We start from the raw sequence: 14,221 nt of genomic DNA, 5'->3' as shown, positions 1-14,221 counted from the left end.
GATAACGGCATGCCATGCATCCGTTACCGCACCGCCATAACGGCGCACACCGAAGGTGACCCCCTTCCTCAGGGGGTCACCGAGGAGGAACTGGTCACCCACCTGGCCGCCTGCCCCGACTGCACCCGCTGGTCCAAACGCCTCCGGGCCCTCCGCGAGGCGACCGACGACCTCCTGCGCAGGAGGCGTTCGGGAGCACCCGCCAAACCTGTGTAGACTGGCCAGCGCTGCGGCCCCGACGGGACGCAAGCGCCCGCCGCCTTAGCTCAGTCGGCCAGAGCGACGCACTCGTAATGCGTAGGTCAAGGGTTCGATTCCCTTAGGCGGCTCTGCAAAGCCCCAGGCAGATAGCATCTGACCTGGGGCTTTTGCGTACCCGCAACGTGCAGGCTTAGCGGATGCGACGTTGCGAAGCCGCAGGCGTGAGCGTGGCGTGAGCGGAGGTGCTCTTGATCTTGCCTCTCGTCTTCGCGGAGCGTCTTCCAGCGCGCCGTCAAGGACGCCGCAGATCCCGGCTCAGGCCAAGCGGAGGCGGCGCTGTGCGTGAGAGGGCCGGAGACGGCAGGGCGGGAGGTCGACGAGGAGGACGTCGGGGCGCTCTGCGGCATGGGCTTCGAGGTCCGGCCAGAAGCCGTTCAGGGAGAACGGGCTAGGACGGCGTCATCGGGCCTTGTGGCCCTGGGCGGCGTTGCGGGTCGGTGAGGGAGCGAGGGGTGGTGGTGGCCTTGGCTCGCCAATCAGGGCGATGGCGCGGTGGGTTTGCGGGAGATCTCGCCGGGGGCGAAGGCGAGGACGTCGACCTCGTGCTGGGTGCGGGCGCCCGCGTCGGGGACCTCGGTGGAGCCGGTGTGCCCGATGGAGGCAGGTGCGGCAGGTCGAGGGAGAGGCAAGAGAAGGTGCAGGCGCCGGCGAGGTTCCCGAAGTTCGGGCCGAGGCGAGGTCGGGATATCGCCCGGGTGCTGAACCGCCAGGGCCATCCGGTGGCCCGGTGCACCGTCGAGCGCCTGATGCGAGAGATCGGCATCGCCGGCGTCGTGCGAGGCAAGAAGGTGATCACCACCATTCCGGACCCGGCCGCCGCCAGGGCCCCGGACCTCGTGGACCGCGACTTCGTCGCCCCGGCGCCGAGCCGCACCTGGGTGGCCGACTTCACGCACGTGGCCACTTGGGAGGGTGTCGTCTACGTCGCGTTCGTCGTGGACACCTTCTCCCGTCGCATCGTCGGCTGGTCCGCGTCGAGGTCGAAGGAGACCCAACTCGTCCTGGACGCCCTGAACATGGGCCTGTGGCAGCGCGACCGCGACGGCCGCCCGCCGGTTCCCGGCGAGCTGGTTCATCACTCGGACGCGGGGTCGCAATACACCTCGTTCCGGCTGGCCGAACACCTGGACACGGCCCAGATCGCGGCCTCCATCGGCTCGGTCGGCGACGCCTACGGCAACGCGCTCATGGAGTCGACGATCGACCTGTACAAGACAGAGGTCATCAAACCGCAGCGGCCATGGAAGACGCTCTCGCACGTCGAGCTCGCCACCGCCGAGTGGGCCGACTGGTACAACCACCGCCGACTCCACGGTGAGATAGGCCACATCCCACCCGCCGAATACGAAGCCAACTACTACCGAGCAACCACGAAACCCCAGCTCACAACCACCAACTGAGATCCCAACGAACCCGGGGCGGTTCAGGCTGCGGTGCGTTGCGAAGGAGGTGAGGTAGGGCTGGTAGGTGGTGCCTGTGTAGGTATGAAGTCTCCTCCTGTCGGCGTCGGGTAACCGGCGCGGAGCTGGACCGGATCGCGGGCACGAATAACTACGGCCGGAAGGTCCTGCGCAGGTGGCGGCATGCGGGTGACCTCCCCAGCATCAAGGCAGCTCGCGCAGCTGGTGATCTACAGGGACGGTGGACGGCGGCAGGGTTGTGATAAGGAGTTCATCGGCGTCACGCTTGCCGGTCTTCCCGCTAGCGGTGTAGCGCGTCTTTACCAACCGTTTGGTCAAAGCCCAGGAGCGTGTGCCGAGCGTCTCCCGGTCCTGGCGACTAGGCGTCATGCGAGTGTGTGCATAGAGCCAAGTGCTTTCGGTCAGCAGCGGGTTGCTGTCATAGCTGAGCAGCCAGCGGAACTGCACCTTGGTGCGCAGATATACGGCGAGCTGCATGTGGAGCATGTGGTCATCTGATCCAGTCTTGCCAGCTCTGTCGCCGCCGTATCCACCTCGAGGGTCAAAAGAGGTGCGGTACAAGTGCGAGGCTTTTTCGATGTAGGGCGGGTCGAGGTAGGCGACGACGCGGGACGGGATCAGTTGCGGGTAGTACTCGGGCACATCATCGAGTGTCTGTTTCCAGTCCTTGTGCCAGACATCGACGAGTCGCCCGGTGTCGTACAAGTGGCCGATGTATCGAAGTCGTTCCTCTATGGCTCTCGGATTCCATCGGCATCCGATGCCGTATGGGCTCTCCTGCTTGCGCCCACCAATCGGTCCTGCCTTACCGTGAAGAATTCCAGAAAACGTCGTGCGGTTCAGAAACAGACACTGTGTCGCCAATCCCAGTCGGACCGTGGCAGGCTTCGAGTTCCGAGCGGGGGCCCAGGAACGCCAGTAGTCCCACCGTTCGACGGCGGCCGCTCCGCCCGGCTTGACGTATCGGGTCCACTCGTCATGCATACGGTCGATCAGCGCCTCTGTGTCAGCGGCCGCGGCCTGCCAGAAGGCAGTCACCAACGGATCCACATCAGCGAGCAGCACTCGGTCGACGATCCCTTGGCCGACGAGCCGCAAGGACGCCGACGCTCCGCCGGCGAATGGCTCGACCAGCAGGTTGATTTCCGGAATGGCCCTCGAACCCTTGGCGGCATCCAAGATGCGGGCGATCACCGGGGCGAGGGACGACTTTGCTCCTGGGTAGCGCAGTGGTGACTGGTATCTGCTCGTCATGAGCGCGTGGTCAACGACGCCGAGGGGTGAGACGAGTGGGCGGGGGTTGTCGAGGATGTGCTTCGGGATTGCGGGCGCAGCAACGCGAGCAGCACTGAGGGGCGCGACCGGCAGCACAGCCATATTCTCGATCATGAGGCAGACCGTACCGGAGCCGCTTGTCCACCAGACGAGTCAAGGCCGAGACGTTTGGTGGCTACGAGGCGCAGCACGTCGGTGCCCACGCCGATCGGGAAGGCGGCCCTTCCATGCGCGGCCGCCACCGGGATGATGCCATCGACGTACATTGAGGAACCGGTGCGGTCGATCACGTCGAGGATTGCCGGTAGCGTCGGGTAGGCCGCCGGGTCGGCTTGGCCGCCGTTGGCATCGTACGGTGCGCCGATCGGTGGTGGCACGGTCGGGACGACGACTCGCCCATCAAGCGCGCGATAGACGAACTTGCGGCCCCAATACGTCTCCTTGCCGTAAGCGGGGGCGTTGTTGGCGTTCACGACGCGAGCGATAATCTGTTCGTCGCATATCAACAGGTCGCCCGGTTCGAGAATGCCGTGCCGGGCCAGTTGGCGCGCGTAGTCGACCAGAGTTCCGGACTTCTCAATCCCGCAAATATATGGGGCTTTGCCCGGAGCAGTACTGCCCATCGCTTGGAAGTACTCAAGGGCCCGCCCGCGCAGCTTTGCTGGTGTTCCGAACACGGCTAGAGGGCCATCCACGATGAACAGCGTCGCGGGCAGAGCCTTCTGGCGCGACTGCTCCCACAGGAGCGTCGCCAGCCCGACCAGCACCAACAGCTCGATGACCGACATCAGCCGCCCGAGAGCGGACTGGTTTGTGCCCTCTTCGCCGACCTCCTCGTGGATACGAAGCACGTCGGTGGGAAAAAGGTGCACGCCGCACGCCTCGCAATCGGCGCCTGCAGGCGGCACGGGAACGTCCTTGTTGCAGTCTGTGGTCGGGCAGTTGACCGGCACCGTGGCCGCTGGCGCACCGGGAACGCCGTGGAGAAGGAAGAGCAGGTCCAGGAGTGGCTGGTCGAGGCGATTGACGTCGATCTTCTTCTGCCGAAACAGCTCGTTGAGGGCCTCGCGCCACGACGTTACGATGTCGACATCGGCGCGCGTGTACGCACCGGAGACGGGTAGGTCGAGCGTCACAAGGGCAGTGTTGACCGCACGCTCGATCTTGTATGGGTCGACAAACCGCTCGGCCCGCTGTGACTCCAGGACCCCGAGGTCCACGTACGCGGCGGCCGCCTGCGCGAACCCATACACGACCGATGGGAGGCCGTCACGCACCGGCTCAACGACGTGTGAACCATCGATTGCGAGCGCGGCTTTGAGGCGCTCGGGCATAGACGGCGCGGTGAGGTCGCCCCGTGGACGTATTCGCGTGCGGATCGAATCCACGTCCTGGATGGCCTCGGCCGGAACGTGGAAGGTGCGTTGGTCCGCGATAGCCCGGACAGCGGCCGCCGAGTGACCCAGTCGCGACGCGATCTCGTGACCCCCGACAGCGGTCTCGTACGGCATCAGGGCAGCCTCCCGTTCAGCGTCAACGGTGGGTCACCGGCCGCAGCTCGTGCCTCGTTGACGAGCGTGACGTCGTACCGGTCGATTTGGACGGGGACGATGTAGGGCGACGATAGGGTCTTGAGCCGCACATACCCACGGTCCTCAGAGGCGATGATCGCATCTGAGAACGCCCCGAAGTCGTAGAACTTGGCCAGTTCCCGCACCTCTGTCGTGTTGTTCAGATGGGCGACAACCCAGTTAGCAGTATTCGCCTTGACTTGGTGCGCTACTCCGGAGACCTCCTGCGTTGCGTAGGTCATCCCAAGATTGAGCTTGCTGGCTTCTTTGGCGAGCTTGACCCATACGTCGAGATCGTCCTTGTAGCGGTCGGACGAGAACAGGTTGTGCGCCTCCTCAACCATCACCTGGATGTGCGGTGGCTCCTGCCCAGACGTGAACACCTCGGTCTGCTTGGAGAGCAGTCGTCGGGTGATTGATTCGCTGAGCGCCTTGGTGATTGCTTCGGCGCCGACGTGAAGGTCGACAATGACGATTCGGCCTTCGATGAGCTCGTCGTAGATCTCCAGAGCGGGATCTTGCTGTGTCAACGGGCTATGGAACGGACGCAACGGGTTCAGGTTCTTCCAGCCTCGAACGTTGCGCCTATCGTTCTTCGTCGTGAAAATCGGCTCCACGCTCTTCCAGCGCACGTCTTTCGTGAAGTTGAGCGCGTCGGTGTCGCCGGCCTCGCGCAATTCGATGACCTTGTCGACGACTGCCTCAATCTCACTGGCAGCTATGGTAACGATGTTGGCAGTCTTGCCGGCTTGTGTGAACGGTTTGCGACCGAGTCCGGCTACTGTTTTCTGCCCTTGTATGCCATTCTCAACCTTCAGCTGTAACGCGCCACTGATATTGATCCGCGCGGCGAAGTTCGAGGGTACGGTGAAACCAGCCCGCATCAATGCGCCGTACAGCACCATCCGCGCACGACCTGGATGGGCGTTGAACGGATTGGCGGGGTCATCGGCGTACGACATGCCAGCGAAGTCCTTGACATAGCCGGAGTCCTCACCGCTCAATTGGTTGGCAATGAGTCCTTGAACGGCATCGATCTGGTTCTCTGCGAAGAAGTTGATGCTGAGCGGCTTAACGTGGGGCTGCGATCCGTCGGCGCCGAACTTGAAGATACGGACGTGCTTCGCGCCGATTGCCGCGATCTCGGTGCCGTCCTGCGTGTTCGGATTGGCGTACTCTCCTTGCGGGTCGAAGATCAGCTGACCGATGGGATGTCCGCCCGTGGCACGCTGCCGTTCGGAGACTACGAACGTCCGCGCAATGATGATCTTCGCAGTATTCGACTTACCCATCCGGGTCATGCCGAGCAGGGCGGTCTTGTTACCGATGAAGTCCCGGATGTTGACCTTGACCGAGGCGTCGGCCTGCTGGGAGGTCTTGGCTCGCCGCCGCGTCGCCGAGTAGCGCACCGCGCCGATGCGCACGCGTTCGACCGGGCGCTCGGTCGGCTTGAGATAGGAGGCGATCGTCGCGAGGCCGTCGCCTATCGGCTTCAGGACTCGATACGTGGAGGTGGCATAGAAGTTGTCCACGTCTGCCCCGAACTCCAGCACCTTCTGGCCGTCCACGTCGTCTTCATAGAAGGTGCCGAGGATCTTACAGCGCACGCCGGTGAACGACACTCGGTTCTTGGTGAATGGGTCGAGCTCCGCATCGAGCACGACGGATGGCGATGGGTCTTGATTGTTCGATAGAGCCGTTCGCAGGGACTCCTCGCGCACGGCGTGTAGGTCGCGTTCAAGCGACAGCGGTGCCGTGCCCTCGACACGCAGAAGCAGCACCTCGTCGTCGTCGACGCGAGGGTCGTTGACGTCCTGAGCGGTCGCGAGCAGGAACGAGAACTGCGGGATGCCGCCAGCATCGAACTTCCAGCGGTCGTGGGTCAGCACGACGGCCTGGCCGTAGTCGATCTGGTGAATCGCGCCGATGCGCGTTGACCGACCGTCGGCAAGCAGTTCCGACCGCAGTAACGACCCGGCGCCGACACCGGGGATGAACTCAGTCATTCTCGCCTCTCGAGAGACACCAGCGCAGCCTGGCACAGCCTACTGACAGTTCTCGTACCACGTGGCCGAACGTTCCAAGGGGCGCACCCCCGACAGACCCCCGCCAGGTGGAGCCCCGGCATCAAACACTCCAGGACGGTGTCCGGGCAACCGCGCAGGGCTCCCGTGATCGCGTCGCTTGGGTGTCGTCGGCCGCCTCCAGCAGCCGTAGCAAGGGCGTGCTCAGTTGCTCCAGCTGGGGGCGGCGGACATCGCTGCGTGTGGTGGTGATCCAGTGATCCAGCTGAGCGTTCAGTTGCTGCCAGGTTCCGGTGGCCAGGAGCCGTGCCACCTGCGGGCTCCCGGCGGCGCGCAGCGCCCCTCACAACTCCGGCAGCGTGGTGTCGGCCCACTCCGGCTGAGCGGCCCCGTACAGGTGGCGCTCCGCGGGCCCGAACCACCCACCGACGATGCTCCAGTCCTCGCCGTACAGCCCGGCCGCCGCCAGACGGGCGGTGTGCTCGGGCGCGAGCGGCTCCACGCCGAACGGTTCCAGCATCGCCGCCGTCCCGGCATCCGCCAGGCCCACTGCCACATCCAGAGCCGCAGCCAGGAGTCCCGCCTCCGTTTCCAGCTGGGCCCAGAACGGCGCGAGCGACTTCGCCGCGTCACGGGCTCTCGCCAGGTCCCCGGCGTCGACGCGGTCGCGGAGTTCGCGCAGCGCGCCCCGGGAGCGCCTCGGCACGCGCCGCGAACGCCCGGTCGCGCGGCCACACGACGACCGCGGCCCGCCGGTACCACCGGTCCAGCGTGTTGCCGTAGTTGCCCATGTAGCCCTCGTACTCGGAGCTGTGGGGCGTCAGGGCCGCGCTCGGCGTGGCGGCACACACCTCGTGGTCGCGGACGTGCAGCGAGATCGGTTCACCACCGGTGCCGTCCGGGCCGGTCCACCAGGAGAGGGTGATCTCGTCGTCGATCAACTCGTTGAGTTCGTAGTCGTCGGGATCCACGCCCGCCCCGCCACCGGTGTCGTCGTCCTCCCCGTCATCGTCCCCGTCTTCGTGGTAAGAGCCGTAGTAGTCGTCGTCCCACGGGCTGCCGCCGGAAGGCCAGGCGTCCCAGGTCTCCTTCACTTCGGCGAGTGCCAGCACCGCCTCGCACCCGGCCTGCTTCGCCGCCGCGCGCAGCAACGCGGCCCGGTCCGCGTCGGCACCCTTGAGCTCGTGGTCGAGTAGGAAGACGAGCCGGTTCGGCGGGGGCAGGACGCGGCCTCCGTAGCGGGGGGCGGCGTGCCGAAGTGCTCGGTGAGGCAGCGGGTCAGCTCGGTGGCAGGATGGGCCTCCTCGGCCGGGGCCGGGCCGGATTCGGCAAGCAGGTTGAAGGTGAGCGTCACCCGGTATCCGGACTCGACCGGTGTGACCTGGTGACGGCAGTCGGAGTAAAACGCAACGAAGGCCAGCTCCTGCTTCGACGCCCGGTAGGTGACGTCTCTTCCCGGCGTGCTCGACGATCAGTTCACCACCGGTGTGCGCCGACGGCAGCGACACCACCAGGGTGCCCACCATCGAGTCGTCTTTCTCAGAGTCCTGATGGGGGAGGAAGAACTGCCTCTTGCCGTAGACCAGCATCGCGTGCGGTTCGGCACGCAGCCGGGAGCCGCGCGGAAGCCCGAGCTCGTCGCGGAAGTGCTCGACAGCCTTGTCGAGCAGCGCCGTCCAGCCGGTTCCGCCCAGTGACCTGATCCGGGGTCAGCTTCCAGGTGTCCCGGACGCTCGCGTCGGTCAGCGTCTCCTCGCCCCGCCCGAACCTCGCTGGCCGCGCCACCGCGATCAGCTTCTTCGTCAGGGGCGCGCGCAGCGGAAGTTTCACCGGTCCGACGCCGGACACCTCCAGGTGCAGGAGGCCTGCGCGCGCCGACAGCTGAGCGCTGAACGATCCGGCGGGCTTGGAGCCTCCCAGCAGCTCCGCCAGCCGTTCCCGCGCGGTCTTCGCCATGGGTCCTCGCCGTGCTCGTCACGCTCCTTCGGCGGGGTAACTGTATCGACGGGCGAGGATGGAGACCCGGGGCATACGCAATCGACCGTCGTTGGCCGAAAATGTCCACGACGTGTGCCGTGCCGGGATCTTGCCGGACCAGTCTGTGCCGGCCCCCCTCGCCGGCGCTCGGCTGCGGAAGAGGGCGGCGCCGTTCAGGGACGGGCGGCGCCGCCGCGAGGCGGGCCGTCGCCGTACAGGGCGGCGAGGTCGACGAGGAGGACATCGGGGCGCTCTGCGGCATGGGCTTCGAGGTCCGGCCAGAAGCCGTTCAGGGAGTACAGGGCGAGGACGGCGTCGTCGGCCTTGTGGCCCTGGGCGGTGAGCAGTTGGCGGATGCGTTCGAGGCGTTGCAGGTCGGTGAGGGAGCGCGGAGTGGCGGTGGCCTTTGCTTCCCCGATCAGGGTGATAGCGCGGCGGGGTTTGCGGGGGATCTCGCCGGGTGCGAGGGCGAGGACGTCGACCTCGTGCTGGGTGCGAGTGCCGGGGTCGGGGACCTCGGTGGAGCCGGTGTGTCCGATGGGCAGGTGCGGCAGGTCGAAGGGGAGGTGGGAGGCTGTGTAGGCGCGGGCGAGGTCCTCGAAGTGCGGGCCGATGACCTTTGAGTGAAAGGCGTGTGCGGCGGCCTGCCAGGCCCGGACGGGGTGGCCGAGGTCGATGAGCGGGGCCTGGGGAAGGGTGACGATCTGGTTGAAGCGGATCACGGGGTCGGGCAGGGTGATGATCGGGTTGCGCTGCTTGAGCAGGTCCTGGGCACGGCGGACGTAGCCGGCCGATTCCAGGACCTCCAAAGGGTGGGTGGTGGCGGCGCGGTCGCGGCCAAGTGCGGCGCCGATGACGGTGGGGGTGGTGGCTCCGTCGGCGATCGCGGTGAGCAGTTCGTAGTAGGTCGTGCGCTGCCTGATGCGCGGGTCCTCACGCAGGAGGTATTCGGTTTCGGCGCGGGAGTAGGTGGCGCGGTCGGGGGAGAGCAGGACGCGGGTGACCCAGGCGGGGAAGTCGTCGGGGCTCTGAGGCGGGTCGGTGTCGGTGAGGCGGGCGTAGCCAGGGGCGCCGCCGAGGACGGCGTGTACGAGGAAGGAGGCATGGGCGTCGCCGATGTCCCAGAAGGCGCGGGCCTCGCGGTAGTCGAACGCTGGCAACCGCATGTCGATCAGAGCTCGGCCGCGCAGGGGTTTCTGACCGGAGAGCAGCTCGTGCATGACGGAGAGGGCGGAGCCGCACAGGACGAGTGCGCCGCGCGGGGCGTCGGCCGTGCCGAACTGCCCCTCGTCGTAGATGCGCTGGAGCAGTCCGGGGATCTCCGGGGAGTGCTGCAGCAGGTAGGGGAACTCGTCGAGGACGACCAGGGGGGTGTGGCCCGGCCGGTCGGCGGCGCGCAAGGCTGTGCGCAGCAACTCGTCCCAGTCGTCGAGACGGAATGCGTCGGCGGGCAGGCGGCTGTACTCGGCGATAGCCCGGGCGAAGCGGGCCTTTGCAGCATGGGTGCCGTCCTCCTGGACGGCTGTGATGTACATGCCGCCCACGGCTTCGGTGAGGGCCTGCAGCAGGAACGACTTGCCGTGCCGGCGCCGCCCCGACACGACGGCGATCCGGAGCGTGTCGCCGGTGCGGGAGGCGAACTCGGCCAGCGTGGCCCACTCGCGGTCTCGGTGGAGCAGGCGTTCGGGTTTGGGGGGGATCTGCATGGGGCTCCGCATTCATTGCCAATTGGGAACCTAATTAGGTATAGAACCAGCGTACCTAATTAGGCGTGATTGCGCATCGTGGAAGGTCTGGTGTGTTGCGTCGCGCTGACCAGCGGCCACGGGCCCGCGAGGCGCCAGCTCTCGGCGAGAATCACCTGCTCGTTCTCCAGCTGCGCGGCCAGGCTGCCGACGTACGGGGACAACTGCGGGACGCGGAGCACCATGGCGGCGCGGCCGCTGCCTGCCTGGGCGGTGAGTTCCAGCACGTCGCTGATCAGCCGGTCAGCGTGAACCGGGAGAGGAGCCGAGCAGCGGCCGAATGGCGTGAGCGTGGCGTGAGCGGACGCCCCTGGACGGGCCTGTCTCAAGCTGTGCCTGCTGGACGTGATGGCACCCGGAGTTGGATGAAAAGCGGGCAAGCTGGATTGGGCTGCTCCTGCTGGACGGGTACCCTCGCACTCGTAATGCGTAGGTCGAGGGTTCGATTCCCTCAGGCGGCTCCGGCGAAGGCCAGGTCACATCGTCTGTGACCTGGCCTTCTGTGTTGTGCGGAGGCTTGACGCGTCACGCGGCCAGGGTGCCACGAGATGGCTTGCGTGAATGGAGAGGTCAAGTGCCCTGGTTGTTGGGCTTCTTCCGCTTGCCCTTGTCTCCCGCGCCTGCCTCCGTCTTGTCTTGCTTTCGACCTTCTTGCCGCCCCGGGCAGGGGATGTCGGTAGGTGTCCCGCGTGAACCGTTGCCGCTGGGTCCGCACGGATGCCGGCAGCGAGCACGGCCGTGCCGTGCGGGCGGTCGTGCAGCCGGATCGGCGGAGGCAGGAAGCCGCGACGAGCCGCTCGAAGAGGTCGGTGACCTTGCCGTTCGAACGCCGCCACGTCCGGCCGTCCTGGACGAGTTGGCCGGCGACCGTGGGGGAGTGTCGGTCGAATTGGTTTTCGATCAGGGCAGCCAGAGCCCGCATCACCGTGCAGCACCCCGCTGTCTCAGGGGGCACAGTCGCCAACAGACAGGGCACCACTGAACTGAGTGGACCGCTGTGCGGCGTCTTCTCTTCGGGAGACACGGGAGGCTCGTTCCCTGCTAGCGGCGGACGGCTGCCAAGGAGGTTGTATGCAATTTTTTCGTGCCTGCCGCCGTACCGGCCGACCTGAGAATCGAGCCGGTCGACGCTGTGCTCGACGATGTCGAGCGCTCCCTCCGGACCCAGCTGGACCGGGACACGCTGGTGCGCAAGCGGCGTTCGCTGGGCGCGCGGACGGACCGGAGGACATGGGTGCGCATCGAGCGGCGCCCGATGGAGCGGATCGGAGGCCAGGGCTGGAACGGCACCGAGTGCGCGGCCGTCCTGGAGACAGTCGCGCAGCCCCGGTGGCACCGGGCGGTGGTGTGGCGCCAGCCGGACGGTGCCGCGATGTGGCGGGCGGACGAGACCGATCGTCCGTGGTGCGACGGAAACTTCGCCGACTGGTGTCCGGCAACGGCCGCTGGGCCTCTGCCGCGCGGTGACCGGCAGCCCGGCCGCATGCCGTGCGGCACGGACGTCGCGCCGCTTGCCCGGCCTCGGCCGGTGGCCCGCTGCCTCTGTGCGCGGGGACGGGGTGCCGGGCCGGTGTCGGTCTACGGGGAGGGGACGGGCTGGTGGGGGGTGCGGATGGGGTCGATGATGCGGGTCCAGTTGTCGGTGCCGTGGCCGTCGGCGATCGCGCGGCGGTAGTGGGACCGGACGGCTTCCGGGAGCGCGGGGTCGAGGCCGAGCGAGGCGCTGGTCTCGGCGATGTGGTCGGCTGTCGCGCCCATCATTGTGACGGTTCCGAGGTCGCCCGGGTGCTCGCCGGCGTCGAGCGCGGCGCCCGGCGTCGCCTCGCCCGACCTGATGATCGCGCCGATCGAGTCGGTGAGGGAAAGCAGCTCGGGCAGTGCCTCGCGGGCCGTGAGCCCGGCGCTGTTCAGCATCGCGGTCGCGTGCATCAGCCCGGACAGCGAGGTCAGGTACACCGCGAGCTGCGCCTGGTACATCAGCTGGGCGAGGGACGGGTCCTCGCCCAGGTACTTCGGTGTGCCGAGGAGTGCCAGCACCGCGCGGTGGCGTGCCATTGCCTCGCCCGGGCCGCTGTAGTAGACGTGGGCCGCGTCGGTGCCGACCATGGGCGCCGGGACCATGACGCCGCCGGTGAGGAACGCGGCGCCGTGCCCCGCCGCCCAGGCGGACGCCGCGCGGGTGCGGTCGGGGGTGTCCGAGCTGAGGTTGACGAGCGTCCGGCCGGCGAGCGAGCCGGGTATGCCGCCCAGGATGTCGTCCATCGCCCGGTAATCGGTGAGGCTCAGGATGACCAGGTCGCTCGCTCCGAGCGCGGCTGCCGGGGTGGGCGCGCGGGTGGCTCCGGCGGCGACGACCTCGTCCGCCCGGGCGGCGGTGCGGTTCCAGACGGTGACGGGGTGGCCGGCGGCGAGGAGCGTGCGGGCCATGGCGCGGCCCATCGGCCCGAGGCCGATGACGGTGACGGGGGTGTCGCGGAGCGGGGCCGCGGTGCGGTGTTCGTTCACCCCTTCATGCTCGGAGCGCGCCGCTATTCTCGGAAGTACCTACTTTTTACTGCGGTACTTACTTTTTCGTGGGGGAGGGGATCGGCGATGGGCAGGGCGCCCAGGATCGGGCCCTACATCTGCGGTATCGACGCCGCGCTCGACGTGCTGGGCGGCAAGTGGAAGGGCCCGATCCTCTGGGAGCTCGACACCTACCGGGTCCGCCGTTTCGCCGAACTGCGGCGCGGACTGCCGGGTGTGAGCGAGAAGATGCTGGCCCAGCACCTGCGCGAGATGGAGGAGGACGGCCTCGTGCACCGGGAGGTGCACGCCGAGGTGCCGCCCCGGGTCGAGTACTCGCTGACCGAGCACGGCCGCACGCTGAACCGCGCGCTCGTGGCCCTCGGCGCGTGGGGCGATGAGCGCATCCGCAGGGAGGGCGCGGAGATGGTCGGGGGGCGCGGGACCTCGCGCTGAACGGCGCCCGGGCCCGGCGGTGCCCGCCCCCGTGGTGGCGGGGAGGCTCTTGGTGTCCCGCAGCTCGGCCGGCCCCGCGGCGGTGAGCGCCCGGTCGACGAGTTCTGTGATGACCATGCTGACGGCCGAGTGCTGGATCGAGGCCAGGCCGGTGAAGTCCTTGGCGTCGACCGCGAGCAGGGCGTGGTAGCCGGGGAGCGGGCGGCTCTCGGCGTTGGGGCCGGGAATGGGGCCGGGGGCGGGGCTGGACATGGCGATCGTGCCTCTCCTGGGATCGGGTGGACCGTGCCGGGTCCGCCGATCCTGGGGCGCCGCCGCCGGGGCGATGCCCAGCAGTGGCGCTGGGGAGGTGAGCGCGCTCACATTCCCGCGCTCCGCCCCGGGCGCGGGGGCGCGTCGGGGTCGAGGATGCTGATCACCTTGCGCGCCGTCGCCACGGCGCCTGCCGCGCGCAGGCGTTGCAGCCCGTCGGCGACGCCGTTGCGCGAGCCGCCTATGGCCCGGGCCAGTTCCTCCTGGGTCAGCCCGGTCAGGTGCGGCGGGTCGGCCAGGGCGGACAGGCGCAGCAGGCGCGGGCCAGCCGGGCGCCGATGGTCGGGGTGACCAGCTCGGCCCGGTGCTCGTCGGACTCCCTGGTCCTGTCCATCGCCTGCTGCAACAGGTCGGCGCCGAGCCCGCGTTCCACGACGAAACGGCGGAAGCGCGCCGCGTCGATCACCCGCGTCACGCACTCGGTGACGGCTACGACGTCCACGCCGCGCGGCTCGTTCCGCCGGCTGAGCACGGACACCTCGCCGAGCAGCTCGCCCGGGCCGCGGAACGCCAGCCACAGGCCCGTGCCGTCCGGCCGGTGCTGGACGATCGTGGCGAGCCCGGCGGTCAGCGCCAGCAGGTGGGTGCCAGAGGCGCCCTGGCGCAGCATGACCGCGCCCGCCGCGGAACGCCGTTCCGCGCCCCGCCGGACGAGCATGTCCCACGTCCGTCCC

16 protein-coding genes, 1 tRNA gene and 1 pseudogene are annotated in these 14,221 nt (G+C 68.0%); 7 read left to right on the top strand and 11 right to left on the bottom strand.

Features of this window, described 5'->3' with window-relative positions; all coding sequences use genetic code 11:
- Positions 1–9 precede the first annotated feature (9 nt).
- Positions 10–216, top strand: a complete 207-nt coding sequence (locus LC193_RS13400; RefSeq protein WP_226074313.1) for a zf-HC2 domain-containing protein — start codon at positions 10–12, stop codon at positions 214–216.
- A 39-nt stretch (positions 217–255) separates the two neighbouring features.
- Positions 256–329 (top strand) — tRNA-Thr (locus tag LC193_RS13395).
- Positions 330–737: 408 nt separating this feature from the next.
- Here the strand turns inward: LC193_RS13395 and LC193_RS13390 are convergent.
- Complete coding sequence (locus tag LC193_RS13390) at positions 738–890, bottom strand: hypothetical protein (RefSeq protein ID WP_226074311.1); 153 nt, start codon at positions 888–890, stop codon at positions 738–740.
- On the opposite strand from LC193_RS13390, the gene LC193_RS13385 reads away from it, so the two are divergent.
- Positions 849–1,661, top strand: a complete 813-nt coding sequence (locus tag LC193_RS13385; RefSeq protein ID WP_318842203.1) for an IS3 family transposase — start codon at positions 849–851, stop codon at positions 1,659–1,661. The two genes, LC193_RS13390 and LC193_RS13385, sit on opposite strands and share 42 nt — an antisense overlap.
- 204 nt (positions 1,662–1,865) lie before the next feature.
- Here the strand turns inward: LC193_RS13385 and LC193_RS13380 are convergent, their stop codons facing one another.
- From LC193_RS13380 to LC193_RS13360, 5 genes are all read right to left on the bottom strand, one after another.
- On the bottom strand, positions 1,866–3,071 hold the full coding sequence (locus LC193_RS13380) for a DNA adenine methylase (RefSeq protein ID WP_226074307.1): 1,206 nt from the start codon (positions 3,069–3,071) through the stop codon (positions 1,866–1,868).
- Positions 3,068–4,468: a hypothetical protein gene (locus LC193_RS13375; protein WP_226074305.1), complete on the bottom strand. Its 1,401-nt coding sequence runs from the start codon at positions 4,466–4,468 to the stop codon at positions 3,068–3,070. Before LC193_RS13375 ends, LC193_RS13380 begins: the two co-directional genes overlap by 4 nt.
- A complete protein-coding gene (locus tag LC193_RS13370; protein ID WP_226074303.1) occupies positions 4,468–6,534 on the bottom strand; it encodes a helicase HerA domain-containing protein in 2,067 nt (688 codons plus the stop codon). The genes LC193_RS13375 and LC193_RS13370 overlap by 1 nt, the downstream gene beginning before the upstream one ends.
- Positions 6,535–6,895: 361 nt before the next feature.
- Complete coding sequence (locus tag LC193_RS13365) at positions 6,896–7,072, bottom strand: hypothetical protein (RefSeq protein ID WP_226074300.1); 177 nt, start codon at positions 7,070–7,072, stop codon at positions 6,896–6,898.
- Positions 7,073–7,181: 109 nt separating this feature from the next.
- Complete coding sequence (locus tag LC193_RS13360) at positions 7,182–7,664, bottom strand: hypothetical protein (RefSeq protein WP_226074299.1); 483 nt, start codon at positions 7,662–7,664, stop codon at positions 7,182–7,184.
- Between the two features lie 348 nt (positions 7,665–8,012).
- Between LC193_RS13360 and LC193_RS13355 the strand changes: the two genes are divergently transcribed.
- Entirely contained in the window at positions 8,013–8,249 is a 237-nt protein-coding gene (locus tag LC193_RS13355) for a hypothetical protein (protein ID WP_226074297.1), read from the top strand.
- 453 nt (positions 8,250–8,702) lie between these two features.
- On the opposite strand, the gene LC193_RS13350 is transcribed toward LC193_RS13355, so the two are convergent.
- Together LC193_RS13350 and LC193_RS13345 are read right to left on the bottom strand one after the other, a co-directional pair.
- On the bottom strand, positions 8,703–10,235 hold the full coding sequence (locus LC193_RS13350; RefSeq protein ID WP_226074295.1) for an AAA family ATPase: 1,533 nt from the start codon (positions 10,233–10,235) through the stop codon (positions 8,703–8,705).
- Between the two features lie 59 nt (positions 10,236–10,294).
- On the bottom strand, positions 10,295–10,501 hold the full coding sequence (locus tag LC193_RS13345) for a hypothetical protein (RefSeq protein WP_226074293.1): 207 nt from the start codon (positions 10,499–10,501) through the stop codon (positions 10,295–10,297).
- 857 nt (positions 10,502–11,358) lie between these two features.
- On the opposite strand from LC193_RS13345, the pseudogene LC193_RS13340 reads away from it, so the two are divergent.
- A pseudogene (locus LC193_RS13340) lies at positions 11,359–11,670 on the top strand (hypothetical protein); the annotation flags it as partial.
- Positions 11,671–11,852: 182 nt separating this feature from the next.
- On the opposite strand, the gene LC193_RS13335 reads toward LC193_RS13340, so the two are convergent.
- Entirely contained in the window at positions 11,853–12,779 is a 927-nt protein-coding gene (locus LC193_RS13335) for an NAD(P)-dependent oxidoreductase (protein WP_226074291.1), read from the bottom strand.
- Between the two features lie 87 nt (positions 12,780–12,866).
- Between LC193_RS13335 and LC193_RS13330 the strand changes: the two genes are divergently transcribed.
- Both LC193_RS13330 and LC193_RS13325 read left to right on the top strand, forming a co-directional pair.
- Positions 12,867–13,235 carry a winged helix-turn-helix transcriptional regulator gene (locus LC193_RS13330; RefSeq protein WP_226074290.1) on the top strand — a complete coding sequence of 123 codons (369 nt, stop codon included), beginning with the start codon at positions 12,867–12,869 and terminating at the stop codon, positions 13,233–13,235.
- A gap of 52 nt (positions 13,236–13,287) precedes the next feature.
- On the top strand, positions 13,288–13,425 hold the full coding sequence (locus tag LC193_RS13325; RefSeq protein WP_226074289.1) for a hypothetical protein: 138 nt from the start codon (positions 13,288–13,290) through the stop codon (positions 13,423–13,425).
- A gap of 169 nt (positions 13,426–13,594) precedes the next feature.
- Here LC193_RS13325 and LC193_RS29185 read toward each other — a convergent pair whose 3' ends face one another.
- The gene (locus LC193_RS29185; protein ID WP_226078579.1) at positions 13,595–13,744 is read right to left on the bottom strand and encodes a hypothetical protein; all 150 of its coding nucleotides are present in this window, start codon (positions 13,742–13,744) and stop codon (positions 13,595–13,597) included.
- A gap of 20 nt (positions 13,745–13,764) precedes the next feature.
- The gene (locus tag LC193_RS13315) at positions 13,765–14,205 is read right to left on the bottom strand and encodes a Crp/Fnr family transcriptional regulator (RefSeq protein ID WP_226074288.1); all 441 of its coding nucleotides are present in this window, start codon (positions 14,203–14,205) and stop codon (positions 13,765–13,767) included.
- Between the last annotated feature and the right edge of the window lie 16 nt (positions 14,206–14,221).

The sequence above is a fragment of the Streptomyces marincola genome (assembly GCF_020410765.1).
Lineage (GTDB): Bacteria > Actinomycetota > Actinomycetes > Streptomycetales > Streptomycetaceae > Streptomyces > Streptomyces marincola.
Note: the sequence above shows the minus strand (reverse complement) of the source record. Positions and strands in the feature narration are given on the sequence as shown.

Bases quoted from the DNA above. Each gene is read 5' to 3' on its own strand.
- LC193_RS13330 (WP_226074290.1), top strand. From the start codon at position 12,867: ATGGGCAGGGCGCCCAGGATCGGGCCCTACATCTGCGGTATCGACGCC.
- LC193_RS13350 (WP_226074295.1), bottom strand. From the start codon at position 10,235: ATGCAGATCCCCCCCAAACCCGAACGCCTGCTCCACCGAGACCGCGAG.
- LC193_RS13400 (WP_226074313.1), top strand. From the start codon at position 10: ATGCCATGCATCCGTTACCGCACCGCCATAACGGCGCACACCGAAGGT.
- LC193_RS13365 (WP_226074300.1), bottom strand. From the start codon at position 7,072: ATGCTGGAACCGTTCGGCGTGGAGCCGCTCGCGCCCGAGCACACCGCC.
- LC193_RS13380 (WP_226074307.1), bottom strand. From the start codon at position 3,071: ATGATCGAGAATATGGCTGTGCTGCCGGTCGCGCCCCTCAGTGCTGCT.
- LC193_RS13375 (WP_226074305.1), bottom strand. From the start codon at position 4,468: ATGCCGTACGAGACCGCTGTCGGGGGTCACGAGATCGCGTCGCGACTG.
- LC193_RS13370 (WP_226074303.1), bottom strand. From the start codon at position 6,534: ATGACTGAGTTCATCCCCGGTGTCGGCGCCGGGTCGTTACTGCGGTCG.
- LC193_RS13315 (WP_226074288.1), bottom strand. From the start codon at position 14,205: ATGCTCGTCCGGCGGGGCGCGGAACGGCGTTCCGCGGCGGGCGCGGTC.